This window comes from [Ruminococcus] torques ATCC 27756, assembly GCF_000153925.1.
Lineage (GTDB): Bacteria > Bacillota > Clostridia > Lachnospirales > Lachnospiraceae > Mediterraneibacter > Mediterraneibacter torques.
On record NZ_DS264358.1, the window covers coordinates 73,071 to 89,023 of the forward strand.

17 protein-coding genes and 2 tRNA genes are annotated in these 15,953 nt (G+C 42.0%); 8 read left to right on the top strand and 11 right to left on the bottom strand.

What is annotated here, in order from left to right:
• Position 1: 1 nt before the first annotated feature.
• The 4 genes from nth to RUMTOR_RS07775 form a co-directional block, all read right to left on the bottom strand.
• The gene (gene nth / locus RUMTOR_RS07765) at positions 2–625 is read right to left on the bottom strand and encodes an endonuclease III (RefSeq protein WP_004846812.1); all 624 of its coding nucleotides are present in this window, start codon (positions 623–625) and stop codon (positions 2–4) included.
• A gap of 18 nt (positions 626–643) precedes the next feature.
• Positions 644–811, bottom strand: a complete 168-nt coding sequence (locus tag RUMTOR_RS13920) for a nucleotidyltransferase family protein (RefSeq protein ID WP_004846814.1) — start codon at positions 809–811, stop codon at positions 644–646.
• A 222-nt stretch (positions 812–1,033) separates the two neighbouring features.
• The gene (locus RUMTOR_RS07770; protein ID WP_004846818.1) at positions 1,034–2,788 is read right to left on the bottom strand and encodes a S8 family peptidase; all 1,755 of its coding nucleotides are present in this window, start codon (positions 2,786–2,788) and stop codon (positions 1,034–1,036) included.
• Positions 2,789–2,991: 203 nt separating this feature from the next.
• The gene (locus RUMTOR_RS07775; protein WP_004846821.1) at positions 2,992–4,215 is read right to left on the bottom strand and encodes a 6-phosphofructokinase; all 1,224 of its coding nucleotides are present in this window, start codon (positions 4,213–4,215) and stop codon (positions 2,992–2,994) included.
• 210 nt (positions 4,216–4,425) lie between these two features.
• Here RUMTOR_RS07775 and RUMTOR_RS07780 point away from each other — a divergent pair, with 210 nt between their 5' ends.
• From RUMTOR_RS07780 to RUMTOR_RS07800, 5 genes are all read left to right on the top strand, one after another.
• The gene (locus tag RUMTOR_RS07780) at positions 4,426–5,442 is read left to right on the top strand and encodes a glycosyltransferase family 2 protein (RefSeq protein WP_009243613.1); all 1,017 of its coding nucleotides are present in this window, start codon (positions 4,426–4,428) and stop codon (positions 5,440–5,442) included.
• 339 nt (positions 5,443–5,781) lie between these two features.
• Positions 5,782–5,853: transfer RNA gene (locus RUMTOR_RS07785), tRNA-Gln, on the top strand.
• A gap of 35 nt (positions 5,854–5,888) precedes the next feature.
• Positions 5,889–5,962, top strand: a tRNA-Pro gene (locus tag RUMTOR_RS07790).
• A 204-nt stretch (positions 5,963–6,166) separates the two neighbouring features.
• Positions 6,167–6,637, top strand: coding sequence for an RNA polymerase sigma factor (locus RUMTOR_RS07795; protein ID WP_009320111.1), 471 nt, complete (start codon positions 6,167–6,169; stop codon positions 6,635–6,637).
• Positions 6,630–7,085 (top strand): zf-HC2 domain-containing protein, encoded by a 456-nt coding sequence (locus tag RUMTOR_RS07800; RefSeq protein WP_004846828.1) that lies wholly within the window; start codon positions 6,630–6,632, stop codon positions 7,083–7,085. The genes RUMTOR_RS07795 and RUMTOR_RS07800 overlap by 8 nt, the downstream gene beginning before the upstream one ends.
• A gap of 122 nt (positions 7,086–7,207) precedes the next feature.
• Here RUMTOR_RS07800 and dapF read toward each other — a convergent pair whose 3' ends face one another.
• The 7 genes from dapF to RUMTOR_RS07835 all read right to left on the bottom strand — a co-directional run bounded on the left by dapF (position 7,208) and on the right by RUMTOR_RS07835 (position 12,758).
• Positions 7,208–8,041 (bottom strand): diaminopimelate epimerase, encoded by an 834-nt coding sequence (gene dapF, locus RUMTOR_RS07805; RefSeq protein WP_004846831.1) that lies wholly within the window; start codon positions 8,039–8,041, stop codon positions 7,208–7,210.
• A 99-nt stretch (positions 8,042–8,140) separates the two neighbouring features.
• Entirely contained in the window at positions 8,141–9,088 is a 948-nt protein-coding gene (locus tag RUMTOR_RS07810; RefSeq protein ID WP_004846835.1) for a TIGR03943 family putative permease subunit, read from the bottom strand.
• 82 nt (positions 9,089–9,170) lie between these two features.
• The gene (locus tag RUMTOR_RS07815) at positions 9,171–10,325 is read right to left on the bottom strand and encodes a CobW family GTP-binding protein (protein ID WP_004846837.1); all 1,155 of its coding nucleotides are present in this window, start codon (positions 10,323–10,325) and stop codon (positions 9,171–9,173) included.
• A 24-nt stretch (positions 10,326–10,349) separates the two neighbouring features.
• A complete protein-coding gene (locus tag RUMTOR_RS07820; protein WP_009243618.1) occupies positions 10,350–11,102 on the bottom strand; it encodes an exodeoxyribonuclease III in 753 nt (250 codons plus the stop codon).
• A gap of 102 nt (positions 11,103–11,204) precedes the next feature.
• Positions 11,205–11,987, bottom strand: a complete 783-nt coding sequence (gene truA, locus RUMTOR_RS07825) for a tRNA pseudouridine(38-40) synthase TruA (protein ID WP_004846840.1) — start codon at positions 11,985–11,987, stop codon at positions 11,205–11,207.
• 8 nt (positions 11,988–11,995) lie between these two features.
• Positions 11,996–12,445, bottom strand: a complete 450-nt coding sequence (gene nrdR / locus RUMTOR_RS07830) for a transcriptional regulator NrdR (protein ID WP_009243620.1) — start codon at positions 12,443–12,445, stop codon at positions 11,996–11,998.
• Between the two features lie 58 nt (positions 12,446–12,503).
• Positions 12,504–12,758, bottom strand: a complete 255-nt coding sequence (locus RUMTOR_RS07835) for a PRC-barrel domain-containing protein (RefSeq protein WP_004846843.1) — start codon at positions 12,756–12,758, stop codon at positions 12,504–12,506.
• A gap of 168 nt (positions 12,759–12,926) precedes the next feature.
• Between RUMTOR_RS07835 and RUMTOR_RS07840 the strand changes: the two genes are divergently transcribed.
• The 3 genes from RUMTOR_RS07840 (at position 12,927) to trhA (ending at position 15,898) form a co-directional block, all read left to right on the top strand.
• Entirely contained in the window at positions 12,927–13,301 is a 375-nt protein-coding gene (locus RUMTOR_RS07840) for a DUF3783 domain-containing protein (protein ID WP_004846848.1), read from the top strand.
• Between the two features lie 67 nt (positions 13,302–13,368).
• Positions 13,369–14,943: a DUF975 family protein gene (locus RUMTOR_RS07845; protein ID WP_004846850.1), complete on the top strand. Its 1,575-nt coding sequence runs from the start codon at positions 13,369–13,371 to the stop codon at positions 14,941–14,943.
• A 286-nt stretch (positions 14,944–15,229) separates the two neighbouring features.
• Positions 15,230–15,898 (top strand): PAQR family membrane homeostasis protein TrhA, encoded by a 669-nt coding sequence (gene trhA / locus RUMTOR_RS07850; RefSeq protein ID WP_082241032.1) that lies wholly within the window; start codon positions 15,230–15,232, stop codon positions 15,896–15,898.
• The last annotated feature ends 55 nt before the right edge of the window (positions 15,899–15,953 follow it).

Consider the following 15,953-nt stretch of genomic DNA (forward strand, 5'->3'; position numbering starts at 1 on the left):
GTCATTTTCTCCCTGTGCAATATTTCTTTAAGAAGCATTCCCCGCATTTAGGATTTCTTGCTGTACAGATACTTCTTCCAAACGTAATGATCTGAATATTATACAATATCCAATGATCCTTTGGCAGTTCCTTCATCAGATCCTGTTCTATCTTTTCGGGATCAGATTGTTTTGTAAATCCCAGTCTGTTAGAAATCCTTTTCACATGCGTATCCACAACTACGCTGGCATCATGATAGATGTTCCCTCTGATCACATTCGCCGTCTTCCGTCCGACGCCTGCTAAAGAGGTCAGATCTTCCAGACTCCTCGGCACTTCACCGCCAAACTTCTCCCTGATATCTTTCATACAGGCAATGATGTTCTTCGCTTTATTGCGATAAAATCCTGTCGGCTTGATATCCTGCTCCAACTCCTTTAAGTCCGCGTCGGCAAATGCGTCCACAGATGTATATTTTTGAAACAAATCTTTCGTCACAATATTCACTCTGGCATCCGTACACTGAGCGCTCAACATCGTTGCGATCAGCAGCTGCCACGGCGTCTCATAATTCAGATAACAAATATATTCCCGTCCATATTGTTCATCTAAAAGATTCAAAATTTCTTCGGTTCGCTTTTTCATGCAGCTTTTATCTTCTCCTTATTTATAATCCGTCAACTTGCATCTGTATACAACAAAATCAACGTCACTTGTATCGGTTGTAGTCCCTGTTGCAAAAGACCCAAATAGATCCAACCTTTTTACACCATTTGCTTTACAAATTTCCGTAACTTTATCAATCAATTCCGTTATCGGCATAACATTCATCGTCTATCAGTCTTCCTTATTCTTCACTTTTGTTATTAACACACTTGGAGTTTTACAATTAATACTTCCTTTTATTTCATACAGATCAGATTCAATGCAATATTTCATTCCCATTGTATCAGAACTTTTTACTCTTTTCTATTAATGTTCCGCACTTCATCGTCATATTTGCAATATTTTATATATCATCAGTTATCGAGGACAGCGCCTGACTAACGAAACTTAACTTGAGCCCAATCCCGGCAGGCTATCCCGCACGCACAGCGCTCCATACCCAAGCAGCGCATTCGGCCATCGCTCGTATCCCGCAAGCTGCTTTGCGCCTTTTCTTAAATAAGCTTTTACTTTTTCTCCATAAAGATATGGATCGTTTCCTCTGACAATTCCCCACTCCATCAAAAGCGCAGCGCTCCCGGTCACAAAAGGAGCAGCAAAAGAAGTTCCGCTAAAAGACTGATATCCGCCTCCCGGGACAGGCGCTGTAACGCGCACTCCAGGTGCGGCAATATCCGGTTTCAGCACGTTCTCACCTTCGTACATCCCCGCCGGACCTCTTCCCGAAAAATCCGCATACGAAAATGTCCGGGCATCATATGCCGCCACGGTAACAGCAAGCGACGCCGTAGATGGAATCGTCAATGTCGACATACTGTTCGGCTGTAAAAACGCTGTCCCCATATTTAATGACGACTGTGTCGGAAGCCACATTTGATACTCCCCGTCCACAATACGGCCGGGAGTTAAAACAATTTTCCACACGCCGCTTTCTATATACTGTTTTCCGGGAAGAAGCGACAGATAAATCTCCTGTTTCACGCTGTACGGCTTCGGTTCTCCATAATAAATCAAAAGTTCTGTATCTCCGAGTATATACCGCTGAGCTCCCAAAAATTCATAAAACGGTCCTGCCTGCCTTCCCGACGGACTGATCACCGAAACTCCCATCTCGTCAACATACGATTTCCATATTTGAATACTCAGCGCCGGTTCTCTTTGCTGAACGGCAAGTTCTACCGTCTCAGATATCTGCCGCCGCACTTTTCCCGACACATGACCTGCCGACGCCCCCTCATTTCCGCTTCCGATGCAGATTACATTTTTCCACATGTCCGCAATATCGTTCAAAAAACGTTCTACAAGAGAAGTTCCGTCATGAGATCCATATGTGTTGCCAAAACTGATGTTTATCGCCACCGGACGACGAAGTTCTACAGCCTTACGGACAATATAATCTACTCCCCGCATCAGTTCTGTTGTTCTCGGAAAACCGCCTTCTCTGGGGGCTCCCATCTTTACGATGATCAGTTCCGCCTCAGGCGCAGCTCCCCGAAACCTTCTTCCCTCACTTCCCCGGCCATTCCCTGCCGCGATTCCCGCCACCGCTGTTCCATGACCACTGACATCGGATGTTTTCACCATCTGCCGCCTTACCTCTTTGTCCTCTGTTGCTAACGCCGCATCGATCTGCTCCCGTGTATACTCTGTTCCTGCCGAATATCCTGCCGGAGGCCTCCCATTAACAGACTGATCCCAAAGAGACACAATCCGCGTTGTTCCATCCTCATTTCTGAACTCTGCATTTTCATAATCGATCCCACTGTCAACAATTCCGATAAGAGTCCCTTTTCCTCTCAAAGATAACGGCATATCCTGTACAATATCTATGCACGACACCTGCCTGCCTACATCAGTTTGAAAATACAGCTTTTTCGGTTTTTCTATAAATTCCACTTCCGGGAGCTGAGCCAGTTGTCCGATCCGTTCTTCCTCGATGACAATAACCGCATAGCCGTTCAACAGTTCCGTAACCGATCGCGCCGTTTGCCTGACCGCTTCAAGTGTTCCCGAATATTTTACGATCAGTTCCCACACATTTTCTTCTTTATCATATCCAACATCCAGCTCTTCGGAGCGTTCTCTTTCTCCCTGATCGGCATCCAGAGCCAGATTTAAAAGATTTTCCAGTTTTTGACTCATTCATTCTCCTATGACTGCAGCACATTCATTTTTTGCATTATATGTACTTCAGGAAACTTTCAACATAAAAAATCATGATCTTTACCAACCTTTTTATCTCCGGCAAAGACCATGATCTTCTTTTTTCTTTATTACGTCGTCTATTTATTTTCTTTTCTTGATTTTCTTTTCTTTAGTTCCTTTTCTTTAGTTCCTCTGTCCGTTTACTTCCTGTATGCAAACAGCGGAAGTCCGTCCTGCTGCGGAACTTGTACTTCTCCTTGAATAAGCGGTTTCGCATAACGGATAAATTCATCACTTACGTCTGATCCGTCTTTAGTGATCCACCCGGCAGGCACACCTTTTTCACGATTGCAGATTTCATTCACATCTTTTGCCTCGTAACTAAGTTTATATTCTTCACCGTCCGCTCTCACAAAGGCGATCATCTTTCCGCTTTCGCCATGCAAAGCACATTTTACGCCATACGCTCCCGAATCAACCGCCTCCTGCAAATCCGTCGCAGAAAGCATTGCCGAAGAACATCTCTGACTTACGTTCAATTCAACAGAACGAACCTTTACGCCGAGACGGTCTTTTATCAGGTTTTCCAAATATTTTCCTGATCCGGTCAGCATTTTATGCCCGAAAGTATCCACTCCTACCTCGCTTGCAAGTTCACAAATAAACGTTCCTTTGCCATCGTTAATTCCTTCCGAGATACAAACGATCACATTTGACACTTTTTCAAGAGACGCGCTCACATCCTGTATAAACCGTTCTGTATCAAACGCCACTTCCGGCAAATAGATCAGAACCGGATTATCTCCTTCAAATTTTCGTGCCAATGCGCTTGCCGCTGTAAGCCATCCCGCATGACGCCCCATGATCTCGACGATTGTCACTGATTTTTTATTATCATATACCGATGCGTCAACTGCAATCTCCCGCACGGTTGAAGCCACATATTTTGCCGCGCTTCCAAACCCCGGCGTATGATCTGTATTGACAAGGTCGTTATCGATCGTTTTCGGTATACCCAGAAAGCAAATATCGCTTCCGACCATCTCCGCATAACGCGACAGTTTGCTCACTGTATCCATCGAATCATTTCCTCCGATATAAAAGAAATAACCGATGTCATATTCCTTAAATCTTTCAAATAATTTCGGATATACTTCGTCGTTTAGATCTTTCGGTAATTTATATCTGCAAGAGCCAAGATATGAACCGGGCGTTGTCTTTACTAATTCCAGTTCTCCCGAGCGCTTCAATTCTTCCATATCCATGACCCGGCCTTCGGCAAACCCTTCGATTCCGTTAATCATGCCGAACACTGCACCAAAAGAATCTTTTCTGTTCAACGCTTCATTGACAACTCCGTATAAGCTTGCGTTGATAACTGCCGTCGGTCCGCCCGACTGTCCTACGATCACATTTTTTTTCATCTCTTCCTCCTTATTTTAATCACCGAAAGTTCAAAAATCACATTCCGGGATTGTAAGCATCTGCCAAGATTTCGGATAATCCCGGCCTTTAGCTTTTCGCTATTATAAAAACACTTTTACTATATATGAAAAAATTGAATTTTACAATATAGAATAACTAATGTATACTACACCTTAGACAACATGACAGATAAAATCAGGAGGTATGATATGAAATACATTTCATTTGCAATTCCTTGTTATAACTCAGAAGCCTATATGGAAAAAGCGATCAACTCAATCCTTATCGGAGGAGAAGATGTCGAAATTCTTATCGTCAACGATGGTTCAAAAGACGGAACGCAGGAAATCGCCGAACGGTACGAAGCTCAATATCCGACGATCGTCAAGGCGATCCAAAAAGAAAACGGAGGACACGGCGATGCAGTCAACTGCGGACTTTCTCATGCCACAGGAAAATATTTTAAAGTAGTAGACAGCGACGACTGGGTTGACGAAAGCTCTCTGTTTAAAATTCTTGAAACAGTAAAAACATTTGTGAAAGAAGACACACTTGTCGATATGGTAATCTCAAACTATGTTTACGAAAAAGTCGGCATGGAACATAAAAAAGTGATCCGCTATGACAATGTGCTTCCCGAAAATACGATTTTTCACTGGGATGAGATCGGACATTTCCGGCTCGACCAATATATTTTGATGCACTCCGTTCTTTATCGGACAGAGATGCTGAAACTGTGCCAGTTAAAATTACCGAAGCACACTTTTTATGTTGATAATATTTACGTGTATTATCCGCTTCCGCATGTACGCACCCTTTATTACCTGAATGTCGATTTCTACCGCTATTTTATCGGGCGGGAAGATCAGTCCGTCAACGAAAAAATCATGATCGGAAGGATAGATCAGCAATTATTTGTAACCAAGACAATGATCTCCATGTATGAACTGCGGATGATCTCAAGTAAAAAACTGCGAAAATATATGGTTAATTATCTTGCGATCATGATGACTGTTTCATCCATTTTATGTATCCGCTCTAAAAAACCGGAGAACTTAACTAAAAAGAAAGAACTGTGGAGCTACTTAAAACGAAAAGATTACAAAACTTATATGAAGATCCGCTACGGTATACTCGGACAGACGATGAATCTCCCGGGAAGATCCGGACGTAAAGTATCTTCTCTTGCATACAGCGTTGCAAGACGCCTGATCGGATTTAACTAACTTAAAAAACGGTGCATCGGAAGCTTTTCCATGTACCGTTTTCTTAATTTTCAATTTTTTGTAACAGTTCAGCCATACAGTGTACGGGAAGCACAAAACATGTCTGCATGTTTTTGCTAACGGACATCTGTATGCGCTAAGCGCCCATTTATGAGTAAAACAGTGGCGTCAGCCACAATAAGCACGTGGTGCGGTTTTGCGAATGGCGCGTGCTGAATTGTTACAATTTTTTCATTTTTTCATTTTTTTTTAAAAAAACACTTGATTTTTTTTTTAGAGTCTGATATAATAACCATGTTGCTTACGGGAAACAACAAAAAACAACACAAAACGGTACAATGCGGAATGGTGTAATTGGCAGCACAGCAGACTCTGACTCTGTTAGTAGGGGTTCAAGTCCCTTTTCCGTAGCTTGGAATTTGTAATAAACAAATTCCTTATTTTATCGGAGTGTGGCTCAGCTTGGTAGAGCGCTACGTTCGGGACGTAGAGGCCGCAGGTTCGAATCCTGTCACTCCGATTCATCCTCCATTTTATGGAGGATTTTTTATTTTTCATAATGTAAAAGCTGATTGAATTTCGTTAAGGTTATCCGATGCATGTCAGATTCTTAAATTGGAAGCTGCATGTTTGGATAATCTTTTTTATTTACTTTTTTACTAAGATAATTGTAACAAAATGAAAGAATTCGGCACTAACTGGCAGAAGGAGGTTGAAAGCACAAGTGATCGAAGAAATATACGAGATGTATTCAAGAAAAGTCTTTTTGTTTTTATTGAGCAAGACGAATAATGAAGATATTGCAGAAGAACTTACTCAAGAAACTTTCTTTCAAGCTGTCCAATGCATCGATCGGTTTAAGGGGAATAGTTCCATATTAACCTGGTTATGCGGAATCGCGAAAAATGTTTGGTTGAAAGATTTAAGAAAACGTCAAGAAATCTTATCTACAAATGATCATATTCAGGAAATAGCGGATGAAAAAGAAGTAAACGTTCAATGGGAACAAAAAGAAATCTTACAGTTGATACACAACATGAATGAACCGATACGAGAGGTCATGTATCTAAGATTGGTCAGCAACTTGTCTTTTGCCGAAATCGGAGAAATAATCGGCAAAACAGAAAATTGGACAAGAGTAACTTTTTTTAGAGGAAAACAAAAAATTGTAAAGGAGATTTTAAAAGATGAATAAAAGACTTCCATGCTACATCGTTTCCGACCTGTTACCACTATATCAAGATGATATATTATCGGAACAAACGAAAAAAGATATTGATAAACATTTAACCGAGTGCAGAGAGTGCCAAAAAAAGATGGCCGCAATGAAAACACAGCTAGACATTCAAAACACCAACGTTGACCTAAAGATCAATCCATTAAAAAAGGTAAGATTTTATCAAAAAATACTGACAGTCTTGGGAGCGGTTATAGCATTCATTTTAGGTGCATGCATTCCGATCGCTATATTAGGGTTTACTGTTCTTGAACGAGGAGAAATAGCCGCTTATCAAATCGAGAGAGTAAAAGGCCTTTGGTATGTACTCACTTCATGGAGCTGCGCTTCGGGAATTGTAGTATGCGTAATTTATTTTTTGCTCATACTGCTTATCAAAAAAATAATCAAAAAAAAGGGAAAGTAAAAATTATCTCAGTTTTTCCGGACATAAAAATACCCCCATATCGGACTTTTATACATCATTGTCCTATATGGGGGGCATCATATCAGTCAAAGCGGCAGCCTTAAAATCTGTCAACAAAGAAGCTACTTCCACTCCCCGTCAAATACAACTTCCGCAGGGCCTGTCATATATACCGTATTCTTTTCTCTGTCCCACTTGATCTGCAAATCTCCGCCAAGCAGTTTTACTGTCACCTCATCTTCCGTCAATCCGTTCAACGCACAGGCAACGGCGACTGCGCATGCTCCGGTTCCGCACGCCAGCGTCTCTCCCGATCCCCGCTCCCACACGCGCATCTGCGCCGTATGACGGTCAAGAACATTTACAAACTCCGTATTCACCCTCTTTGGAAACCTTTCATGATTTTCAAATTTTACTCCGACTGTTTCAAGCGGAAATTCTTTTACATCTTGATCTATAAATACGACTGCATGAGGATTTCCCATAGAAACACATGTCATCCTATATTCCTGTCCATCCACGGTAATCGGTTCATCTATCACTTCTTCCTTTTCCGAAACAACAGGCACTTCTTCCGGACGCAGCATCGGTTTTCCCATATCAACTTTGACAAGGACAACTTTCCCGTCTTCTACAGTCAGATCAAGATATTTGATACCTGCCAATGTCTCTACAGAAATACTTGTTTTATCTGTTAAGCCGTAATCATATACATATTTCGCCACGCAGCGAATCCCGTTTCCGCACATTTCTCCACGAGAACCGTCCGCATTATACATCTCCATTTCAAAATCGGCTTTATCAGATGGATTGATCATAATAAGCCCGTCCGAACCGACTCCGTAATGCCAATCACTGATCTTCTTTGCCAGTTCCGATGGATTTTCTATCGTTTCCTGCAAACAGTTCACATAAACATAATCATTTCCTATGCCCTGCATTTTTGTAAATTTCATAGGTTTTCTCCTTTTCTCTCGCGTTCCTCTTTTTTTCTTCAAATCCAGTCCGACTCTTCTGCCGGTCTTCTTTTCGTCTTTTCAATACTCATTTCATCTCTAATTAAAATAGACAAGTTCTTCTATCGGTTCTGCCGCCTCGATATGTTCCGCTTCGAGAACAGGCCCTTCTCCGCGATAAACCGATACATTCGCAAACCGTACTTTCGCCCGTACTTTTACCCATTGTCCTGCTTTTAATTTCGGAGCGTACGCACTTCTGCATACATATCCCAGAAATGTCGTATCATCCGCACAACATGTCATCGCCATCCGCCCCGGAAGAAACACTTTTGACGGAAATCCGGAAGGTTTCAACACCTTCGCTGTGATTTCAATAACTTTTCCACGATATCGGGCGGGATTTTCCATCATATCCACATACCAGATACCATAATCTTCTCTCGGAATCTCGATTACAGGCGCATCCAGATCATACGGCACGTCATCTTCAAAAATATTTTCCACTTCTCCTTGTTCATCTTCAAATATAACTTCCGCCTGAGGGCTGACTACTTTGACGCTTCTCCTGTATCCCGCCAGAGGCTTAATATCTTCACAGCGGTTAAAAAGAACCATCTCGGCGCCTCTTACCATTTCTACAAAGAGCGGTTTTAAATTAGTCAGATATGTCTGAAATGTGCTTGCGTCCACTGTTGTGATCTTCTGCTCGATCCCCCAGCCCTTAGGAAGCTTCATATTTTCAAAATCACTGACCTTCCACATTCCGTTATATTCAATGACAACTCGATCAGGCTCGTGCTTTCGATCTAATTCCGCCAAATACTCCTCTGTCAGTTCTTCTCTGTCTTCCAGCCGCTCTATTACAACGCCGTATCTTAACATTTCCATCGCATCATACTCATCTTCTCCATCTTCGCAAAGAATGAGCAATGTTTTTCCATCGATCTGAAAATAATCCTGCTTCAATGTAAATTTTAAAAATCCGGTCTTTCCACTGTCTAAAAATCCCGTCATCAAATAAACCATTACATCCGGTTCATTCATGTTTTATTTTTCCCTCCTTATTTTTTCATTCCATATTTTCCGGTTCTCGCTCTTTCATTCGTTTCCTTTGTATGTTCGCCGATTAAAGGCCGAACAGTTTTTCCAGTTTTTCTTCATTTATCTTTGCTCCGATCACACAAATACGTCCCGTGTATTCCGGCGCTCCGGTACGCACTTCATATTCTCCCGGAACCATGTCAAAGTAGATCCATGTTCCGTCTTCTCCTTTGACCATTCCTTTTGCTCGAAGGATATCGCCATACTCTTCTTCATTTTCAAGACTCTTTAAAATCTCCCCGACCTGTTCTTCCGAATACACATGGATCGTCTCACGCCCCCAGCTCGTAAACACTTCGTCTGCATGGTGGTGACCGGCATGATCATGACCACATCCACAGTCATGATGATGGTGGTCGTGGTGATGCCCGTCCTCTCCGTGGTCATGATGGTGATGCTCGTGATGATGCTCGCACTCTCCGTGATCATGATGGTGATGTTCGTGATGATGCTCGCACTCTCCGTGGTCATGATGGTGATGTTCGTGATGATGCTCATCCTCTCCATGGTCATGATGATGCGCTCCGTGGTGATGACCGCACTCCGGGCAGACAACCTCCGCAAGGAGTTCCTCCTCCATTGATCTGACGGATTCCATCGTTTCCAAAATTTTACTTCCCGCAAGTTGTTCCAAAGGTGTAGTAATAAACGGCGCCTTCGGATTCAATTCTCTTAAAATAGCAATACTTTCTTCGATCTTTTCCGGTTTTGCCTTATCTGTCCTGCTCAAAATAACCGCGCCCGCATATTCTATCTGATTACTGAAAAATTCACCGAAATTTTTTCTGTAAATTCTGCATTTCGTCACATCCACAACAGTCGTAAAACTATTTAACTTAGCGTCGATCTCACTTTGTACGTCTTGAACCGCCTTTATGACGTCTGATAATTTTCCGACCCCCGACGGTTCTATCAAAATACGATCCGGATGATAAGTATCCACAACTTCTCTCAAAGATTTGCCGAAATCTCCGACAAGAGAACAACAGATACAACCCGAATTCATTTCCCTGATCTCGATTCCTGATTCTTTTAAAAATCCGCCGTCAATCCCGATCTCTCCAAACTCATTTTCGATAAGAACAACCTGTTCTCCCGCAAACGCCTCCGAAAGCAGTTTTTTAATAAGCGTTGTTTTTCCAGCTCCTAAAAAGCCCGAAATAATATCAATCTTTGTCATTTCAAACAACCTCCCATATTATATTCAATCCATATCCAGCTCAATAGGACAATGATCCGATCCCATCACATCTGTCAAAATCTTCGCATCTTTCAGACGCTCTTTCAAACTTTCCGAAACACAGAAATAATCGATCCGCCATCCGGCATTTTTTGCTCTTGCGCTGAAGCGATACGACCACCAGGAATAAATTCCTTCCCGATCGGGATAAAAATACCGAAACGTATCAATAAATCCCGCGTCAAGAAGTTCGGTAAACTTTCCTCTCTCCTCATCTGTAAATCCGGCATTTTTTCGATTTGTCTTTGGATTCTTCAGATCAATTTCCTTGTGCGCCACATTCATATCTCCGGTTACGATGACCGGCTTTTTTTCTTCCAGTTTTTTCAGGTACATACGAAAATCATCTTCCCATCTCATGCGGTAATCAAGTCTCGCCAATTCATTTTGCGAATTGGGCGTATATACCGTAACAAAGTAGAAATCTTCAAATTCGCATGTGATCACTCTGCCTTCCTGATCATGTTCTTCGATTCCGATACCGTAAGTTACAGACAACGGTTCCTTTTTCGTAAACACCGCCGTTCCCGAATATCCTTTTTTCACCGCATAATTCCAATACTGATGATATCCCGGCAAATCGAGTTCCAACTGCCCTTCTTGCATCTTTGATTCCTGTATGCAGAAAATATCCGCATCTGCCTCAGTGAAAAAATCCAAAAAACCTTTTTGCACACACGCTCTTATTCCATTTACATTCCACGAAACAAATTTCATTATCATCCACCTCTCTCACATAATATTAATATCACTCTGATAGAACCTGTTTCCGGGTAAAGCATAAAAGGACAGATGCTTTCACTACCTGTCCCTCTCTTCTCATTCATACCGTACTTCTCTCAAAAAAAGTCCGCCTGCCGGAGCCAGAAACCCCGCTTTTGATCTGTCTCCTGTCAAAAGCGCCTCTTTCACACTTTCGGCGGTACGTTCCCGCATCCCGACTTCAAGTAAAGTTCCTGTCAATATTCTCACCATATGATACAAAAATCCCGTTCCGTCATATCGAATGACAATACAGTTTCCATTCCCGATCTGATCGGATTTTCCGCACGGCAAAAAGTCTTTTCTTTCATCTCTGATCATGATCGAGTAAATCGTACGTCTGACAGATCTGTTATCTTTTTTATCCGTATACTCCGCAAAAAAATGTGTGCCTGTCAAATATCCGGCCGCCTCCCTCATCCTTGCAAGATCCGGTTCTCCCGGAAAATGACCGCTGTACTTCCGTGTAAATACATCTTGTTTGATCCCCGTATCGATCCGATATTCATAAACTTTCCCTACCGCACTTTTCCGGGCATGAAATCCGTTCTTCACAAGCTCCACATCAAGGATGCGTATATCAGGCGGAAGACACCCGTTCATTTTTTCCGTAAACAAAGCCGTATCCACTTTTCCCGGCAAAACAACACTCGCAGTCTGGCCGCTTGCATGAACTCCGGCATCGGTTCTCCCGGAGCCGTCGATCTGCACCTGATATCCTATGCAGTTTTCCAGCGTCTCTTCCAAAATCCCCTGTATCGTCCGATCTGTATCTGACTGCCTCTGCCAGCCTTGATAGTTTGTCCCGTCATAGGCAATCGTCAATTTATATGTTCTCATAATTTTATCTACTGCAAAAACTTCTTAAGCTCGTCCATAAATGTGCCCGCATCTTTAAACTCTCTGTACACAGAGGCAAAACGTACATATGCTACCGGATCAAGCTCTTTTAGTTTTTCCATAACGATTTCCCCGATCTCACTGCTCGGGATTTCTTTCTCCTCACGATTAAAAATCTCAAGTTCGACCGCATCGATCGTTTTCTGGATTGCTTCTGCGGGAACAGGGCGTTTATAACATGCGCTCAATACACCTTGTTCAATCTTAGACCGTTCATACTGCTCTCTGTTATTATCTTTTTTTATAACAATGAGCGGAATCGTCTCTACTTTTTCGTATGTCGTAAATCTTCTGCCGCATTCATCACACGAACGTCTTCTTCTGATCGAGTTTTTATCTTCTGCAGGACGAGAATCAATCACTCTCGTATCCGGATTTCCACAATATGGACATCTCATGAGCATTTCCGCCTTTCTCTTTCCATTTTCTATATGCGCAATTATTATACCACACGCTTTAAAATTTTTGCAAAAATTTTTCTTCTTTAATCTCCACAAGCACGATATCCGGACCGATCTTTTTTATGCAGGAAAAGGGAATCACATATTCACAATCTGTCCCGAAAAATCCGCATATTTTCCCCGGTCCGGGTATTACGATCGCCTCGATTTCTCCTGTACATATGTTGATCTCCACATCTGCGATACAGCCGAGACGCCTTCCGCTGCATACATTGATCACTTCTTTTTCCTTCAGTTCACAGATCCGCATACCGCCTCACCGCCATTTTACGCTCTTCTTAATTTATTATATGAACGAACAGTTCCACCATGCACAAAGCCGCAATCCATTTCTCTTTCTTTTTTCCAGTTTATGCGATACAATAACATCAGTAAAACAAATAAAAATATATTTATATAAAATGAAAGGATTTCACACATGAAAGAAATGATCTTACTATTTAATCCACCGGCAAAAGAACAACTGCTGAAAATCCGTTCTGCCCTGCTGCCTCTGCATATCCGCATACAGCTTATCAAACCGGAACAGTACAATCAGCCGCTCGGATATCTTGCCGGCATGAAAGATATCTCTCCTGTCGAAGGAAATTACGCCGGAGAGGAACTTCCGGATACAATGTTTCTCTTCTCTTCTTTAAGCAGCAGCCGTCTCGATCAGGTTCTGGCAGCCCTTCGCAAAAGCGGAGCCGGCCCGTTCCCGTATAAAGCCGTCCTGACTGCAACTAACAGCAAATGGAATGCTCTTGACTGCTTCAACGAGATTCGTCGCGAACATGAAGCACTCCATCCTTAAAACACTTTTTTCAAACCAATCAGGCAGACTGCCGATATTGTTATAACTTTAGAGGGGGACTATCATTATGTGGAAACAAAAAACATTAAAAAAATCTTCTAAATCATGCATGAAACCGGCGTATACAAGGATGGTTTCCGTCTGTTTCATTATCTCTTTGCTTACGACAGCATACCCTGTTTCCACAACATTTTTAAATCTGCAGAAACTTTCCGGTCCTGCCTATACAGACGCCGCATTTTCTCTTAGCATTACGAATTCCGAAGCGTTTGCCGAAACACTCGGTCTGATCTTAGGCGGGAACGCTTTTCCAAAACTTTTACAAAATACTGTATTTCATGTATTTTCTTTTGTGATCGATCTATGTTCCGCCGGCATATCCATATTTTTTAATGTCCTTAGAACAGTCAATGCATTTTTTACAGAACCGTTAGGCACATCTTTTGTATTTCTTATAATAGGACTGTGTATAACATTTCTCTATCAACTGTTTGTGAACTATGTGCTTATCATCGGAGAAATGCGGTTTTTTCTTGAAGTACGCAAATACAAAAGAACTTCTATCTCAAAGATTTTCTTCTTATATAAACTTCGGTGTATAGCCGCCCCTGTGTGGGTCATGTTCTGCAGATCTGTATTTCAGTTTCTTTGGAATTTCACGATCGCAGGAGGGATCATAAAACATTATGAATATGCCATGATCCCGTACATACTCGCCGAAAATCCAAAAATAAGCCGAAAAGACGCCTTCTTTTTATCCAAACAGCTCATGAATAAAAACAAATGGCGTGTGTTTCTGCTGGACTGCTCTTTCTTAGGATGGAAGATCTTATCAATCTTAACACTCGGTATTCTTGACTTCATATTTGTCAATCCATATATTACGGGATGTAAGGCTGAACTTTATGCGTCGCTTCGCAGAGACTATGTCCTCTCGCGGTCGCCGCGCTATGAAATGCTAAGCGATTCTTATTTGGAACATGTTCCTTCCGAAGACGAACTTCTTATCAGCAAAGCTCTTTATGACGATTCCCAGGGACCGTATACGAAGACTTCCTATTTTGAACCGGAACAATACCCTGTCTTTCTCTTCTCCGTTCAGCCAAAGACAGTAAAACCTTCCGCCCGTGTATTTCGGAATTACGATATTTTGTCCTGCATCTTCCTCTTTCATGCCGCATCCTGTTTCGGATGGATCATGGAAATGCTCATACACCTTATGCGCGACGGAACTGTGGCCGACATCCATCTGCTGTTCGGCCCGTGGCTGCCCCTTTACGGCATTTACGGAATCATTATTCTGAAAGCATCAAAACGCCTGCTCAAAAAACCGATTTTTGTATTTTTCCTGAATTTCATTGTGTTTTCATTCCTGCAATATATTTTCAGTTTTACGGTTGAACTTTTTTCAGGATACAAACTTTGGGATTTCAGCGAATTCTTTCTGAACATTAACGGCAGAATTTATCTCGGAGGATCTGCCGCATTTGCGTTACTCGGATGTGCGTTTATTTACTACCTCGCCCCGAACTGGACAAATTATTTTTCAAAATTATCAAAAAAGACACAAACCGTTTTCTGCGTAATCTTAAATTCTTTATTTATTACGGATGTCATTTTAACTTTGATCTTTTCATACTAAGTTGTTAAAAATAGTTTTATCTTCCTAAAGCAACTTTTTAAATTTGTGGTTGATTTCCATGAATTGATGGTGTAATATATGCATATACTTAATGTAGTTTCAAAAACTACATGTTGCATTTAACTAATTCGGAGGTGCATATTATTATGGGAAATACTCATGCCATTGCTAAAAAATCAACCTTTATAAAAAAACATCCTACGCTTCATATACAAAATTACGCAGGGAACAGCTATTCTGCCGCCGGTTATAAAAAACCGGTTATAATTCCGGGAAATCCGCCTCTTTGAATGAACTTCGGGGGAAATTTTATATAAAGGAGCCCGGCAGCGCCATCACTCATTTTATCGGAATGATCATGGCGCTTATCGCCGCTTTCCCTCTGCTTATAAAAGCCGCGGCGCAGCCTGATCCGGTTTACCTGATCTCCATGTCCGTTTATGCCGCAAGTCTGATCTTATTATATGCGGCAAGCACAACTTACCACACATTTGACATTTCCGAAAAGGGAAACACTGTCTTAAAAAAGATCGACCATATGATGATCTCCGTCCTGATAGCAGGAAGTTACACGCCTGTCTGCTTACTTGTCTTAGAAGGCCGTATGCGGATCATTTTACTTGCTGTTGTATGGACTCTCGCATTGACAGGTATACTGATCAAAGCTTTTTGGGTATTTTGTCCGAAATGGGTTTCTTCCGTTCTTTATATCGGAATGGGATGGACGTGTGTCCTTGCATTTGCACAGATTTTCCGCAATATGCCTTTGGCCGCTTTCGGATGGCTGCTTGCAGGAGGTATTATCTACACAGTCGGCGGTATTATTTATGCATTGAAAGTACCGATTTTCAATAACAAACATAAAAACTTCGGAAGCCACGAGATCTTCCACCTCTTCGTTATGGGCGGAAGCATCTGCCACTTCATTGTAATGTACGGATACCTGCTTCCGTAAAAAATTAAAAAATCAACAGACATCTCATCTCTGATTTGACGTCTGTTGATTTTTT

Bases quoted from the DNA above. Each gene is read 5' to 3' on its own strand.
- nth (WP_004846812.1), bottom strand. From the start codon at position 625: ATGAAAAAGCGAACCGAAGAAATTTTGAATCTTTTAGATGAACAATAT.
- RUMTOR_RS13920 (WP_004846814.1), bottom strand. From the start codon at position 811: ATGAATGTTATGCCGATAACGGAATTGATTGATAAAGTTACGGAAATT.
- RUMTOR_RS07770 (WP_004846818.1), bottom strand. From the start codon at position 2,788: ATGAGTCAAAAACTGGAAAATCTTTTAAATCTGGCTCTGGATGCCGAT.
- RUMTOR_RS07775 (WP_004846821.1), bottom strand. From the start codon at position 4,215: ATGAAAAAAAATGTGATCGTAGGACAGTCGGGCGGACCGACGGCAGTT.
- RUMTOR_RS07780 (WP_009243613.1), top strand. From the start codon at position 4,426: ATGAAATACATTTCATTTGCAATTCCTTGTTATAACTCAGAAGCCTAT.
- RUMTOR_RS07800 (WP_004846828.1), top strand. From the start codon at position 6,630: ATGAATAAAAGACTTCCATGCTACATCGTTTCCGACCTGTTACCACTA.
- dapF (WP_004846831.1), bottom strand. From the start codon at position 8,041: ATGAAATTTACAAAAATGCAGGGCATAGGAAATGATTATGTTTATGTG.
- RUMTOR_RS07810 (WP_004846835.1), bottom strand. From the start codon at position 9,088: ATGAATGAACCGGATGTAATGGTTTATTTGATGACGGGATTTTTAGAC.
- RUMTOR_RS07815 (WP_004846837.1), bottom strand. From the start codon at position 10,325: ATGACAAAGATTGATATTATTTCGGGCTTTTTAGGAGCTGGAAAAACA.
- RUMTOR_RS07820 (WP_009243618.1), bottom strand. From the start codon at position 11,102: ATGAAATTTGTTTCGTGGAATGTAAATGGAATAAGAGCGTGTGTGCAA.
- truA (WP_004846840.1), bottom strand. From the start codon at position 11,987: ATGAGAACATATAAATTGACGATTGCCTATGACGGGACAAACTATCAA.
- nrdR (WP_009243620.1), bottom strand. From the start codon at position 12,445: ATGAGATGTCCATATTGTGGAAATCCGGATACGAGAGTGATTGATTCT.
- RUMTOR_RS07835 (WP_004846843.1), bottom strand. From the start codon at position 12,758: ATGCGGATCTGTGAACTGAAGGAAAAAGAAGTGATCAATGTATGCAGC.
- RUMTOR_RS07840 (WP_004846848.1), top strand. From the start codon at position 12,927: ATGAAAGAAATGATCTTACTATTTAATCCACCGGCAAAAGAACAACTG.
- RUMTOR_RS07845 (WP_004846850.1), top strand. From the start codon at position 13,369: ATGTGGAAACAAAAAACATTAAAAAAATCTTCTAAATCATGCATGAAA.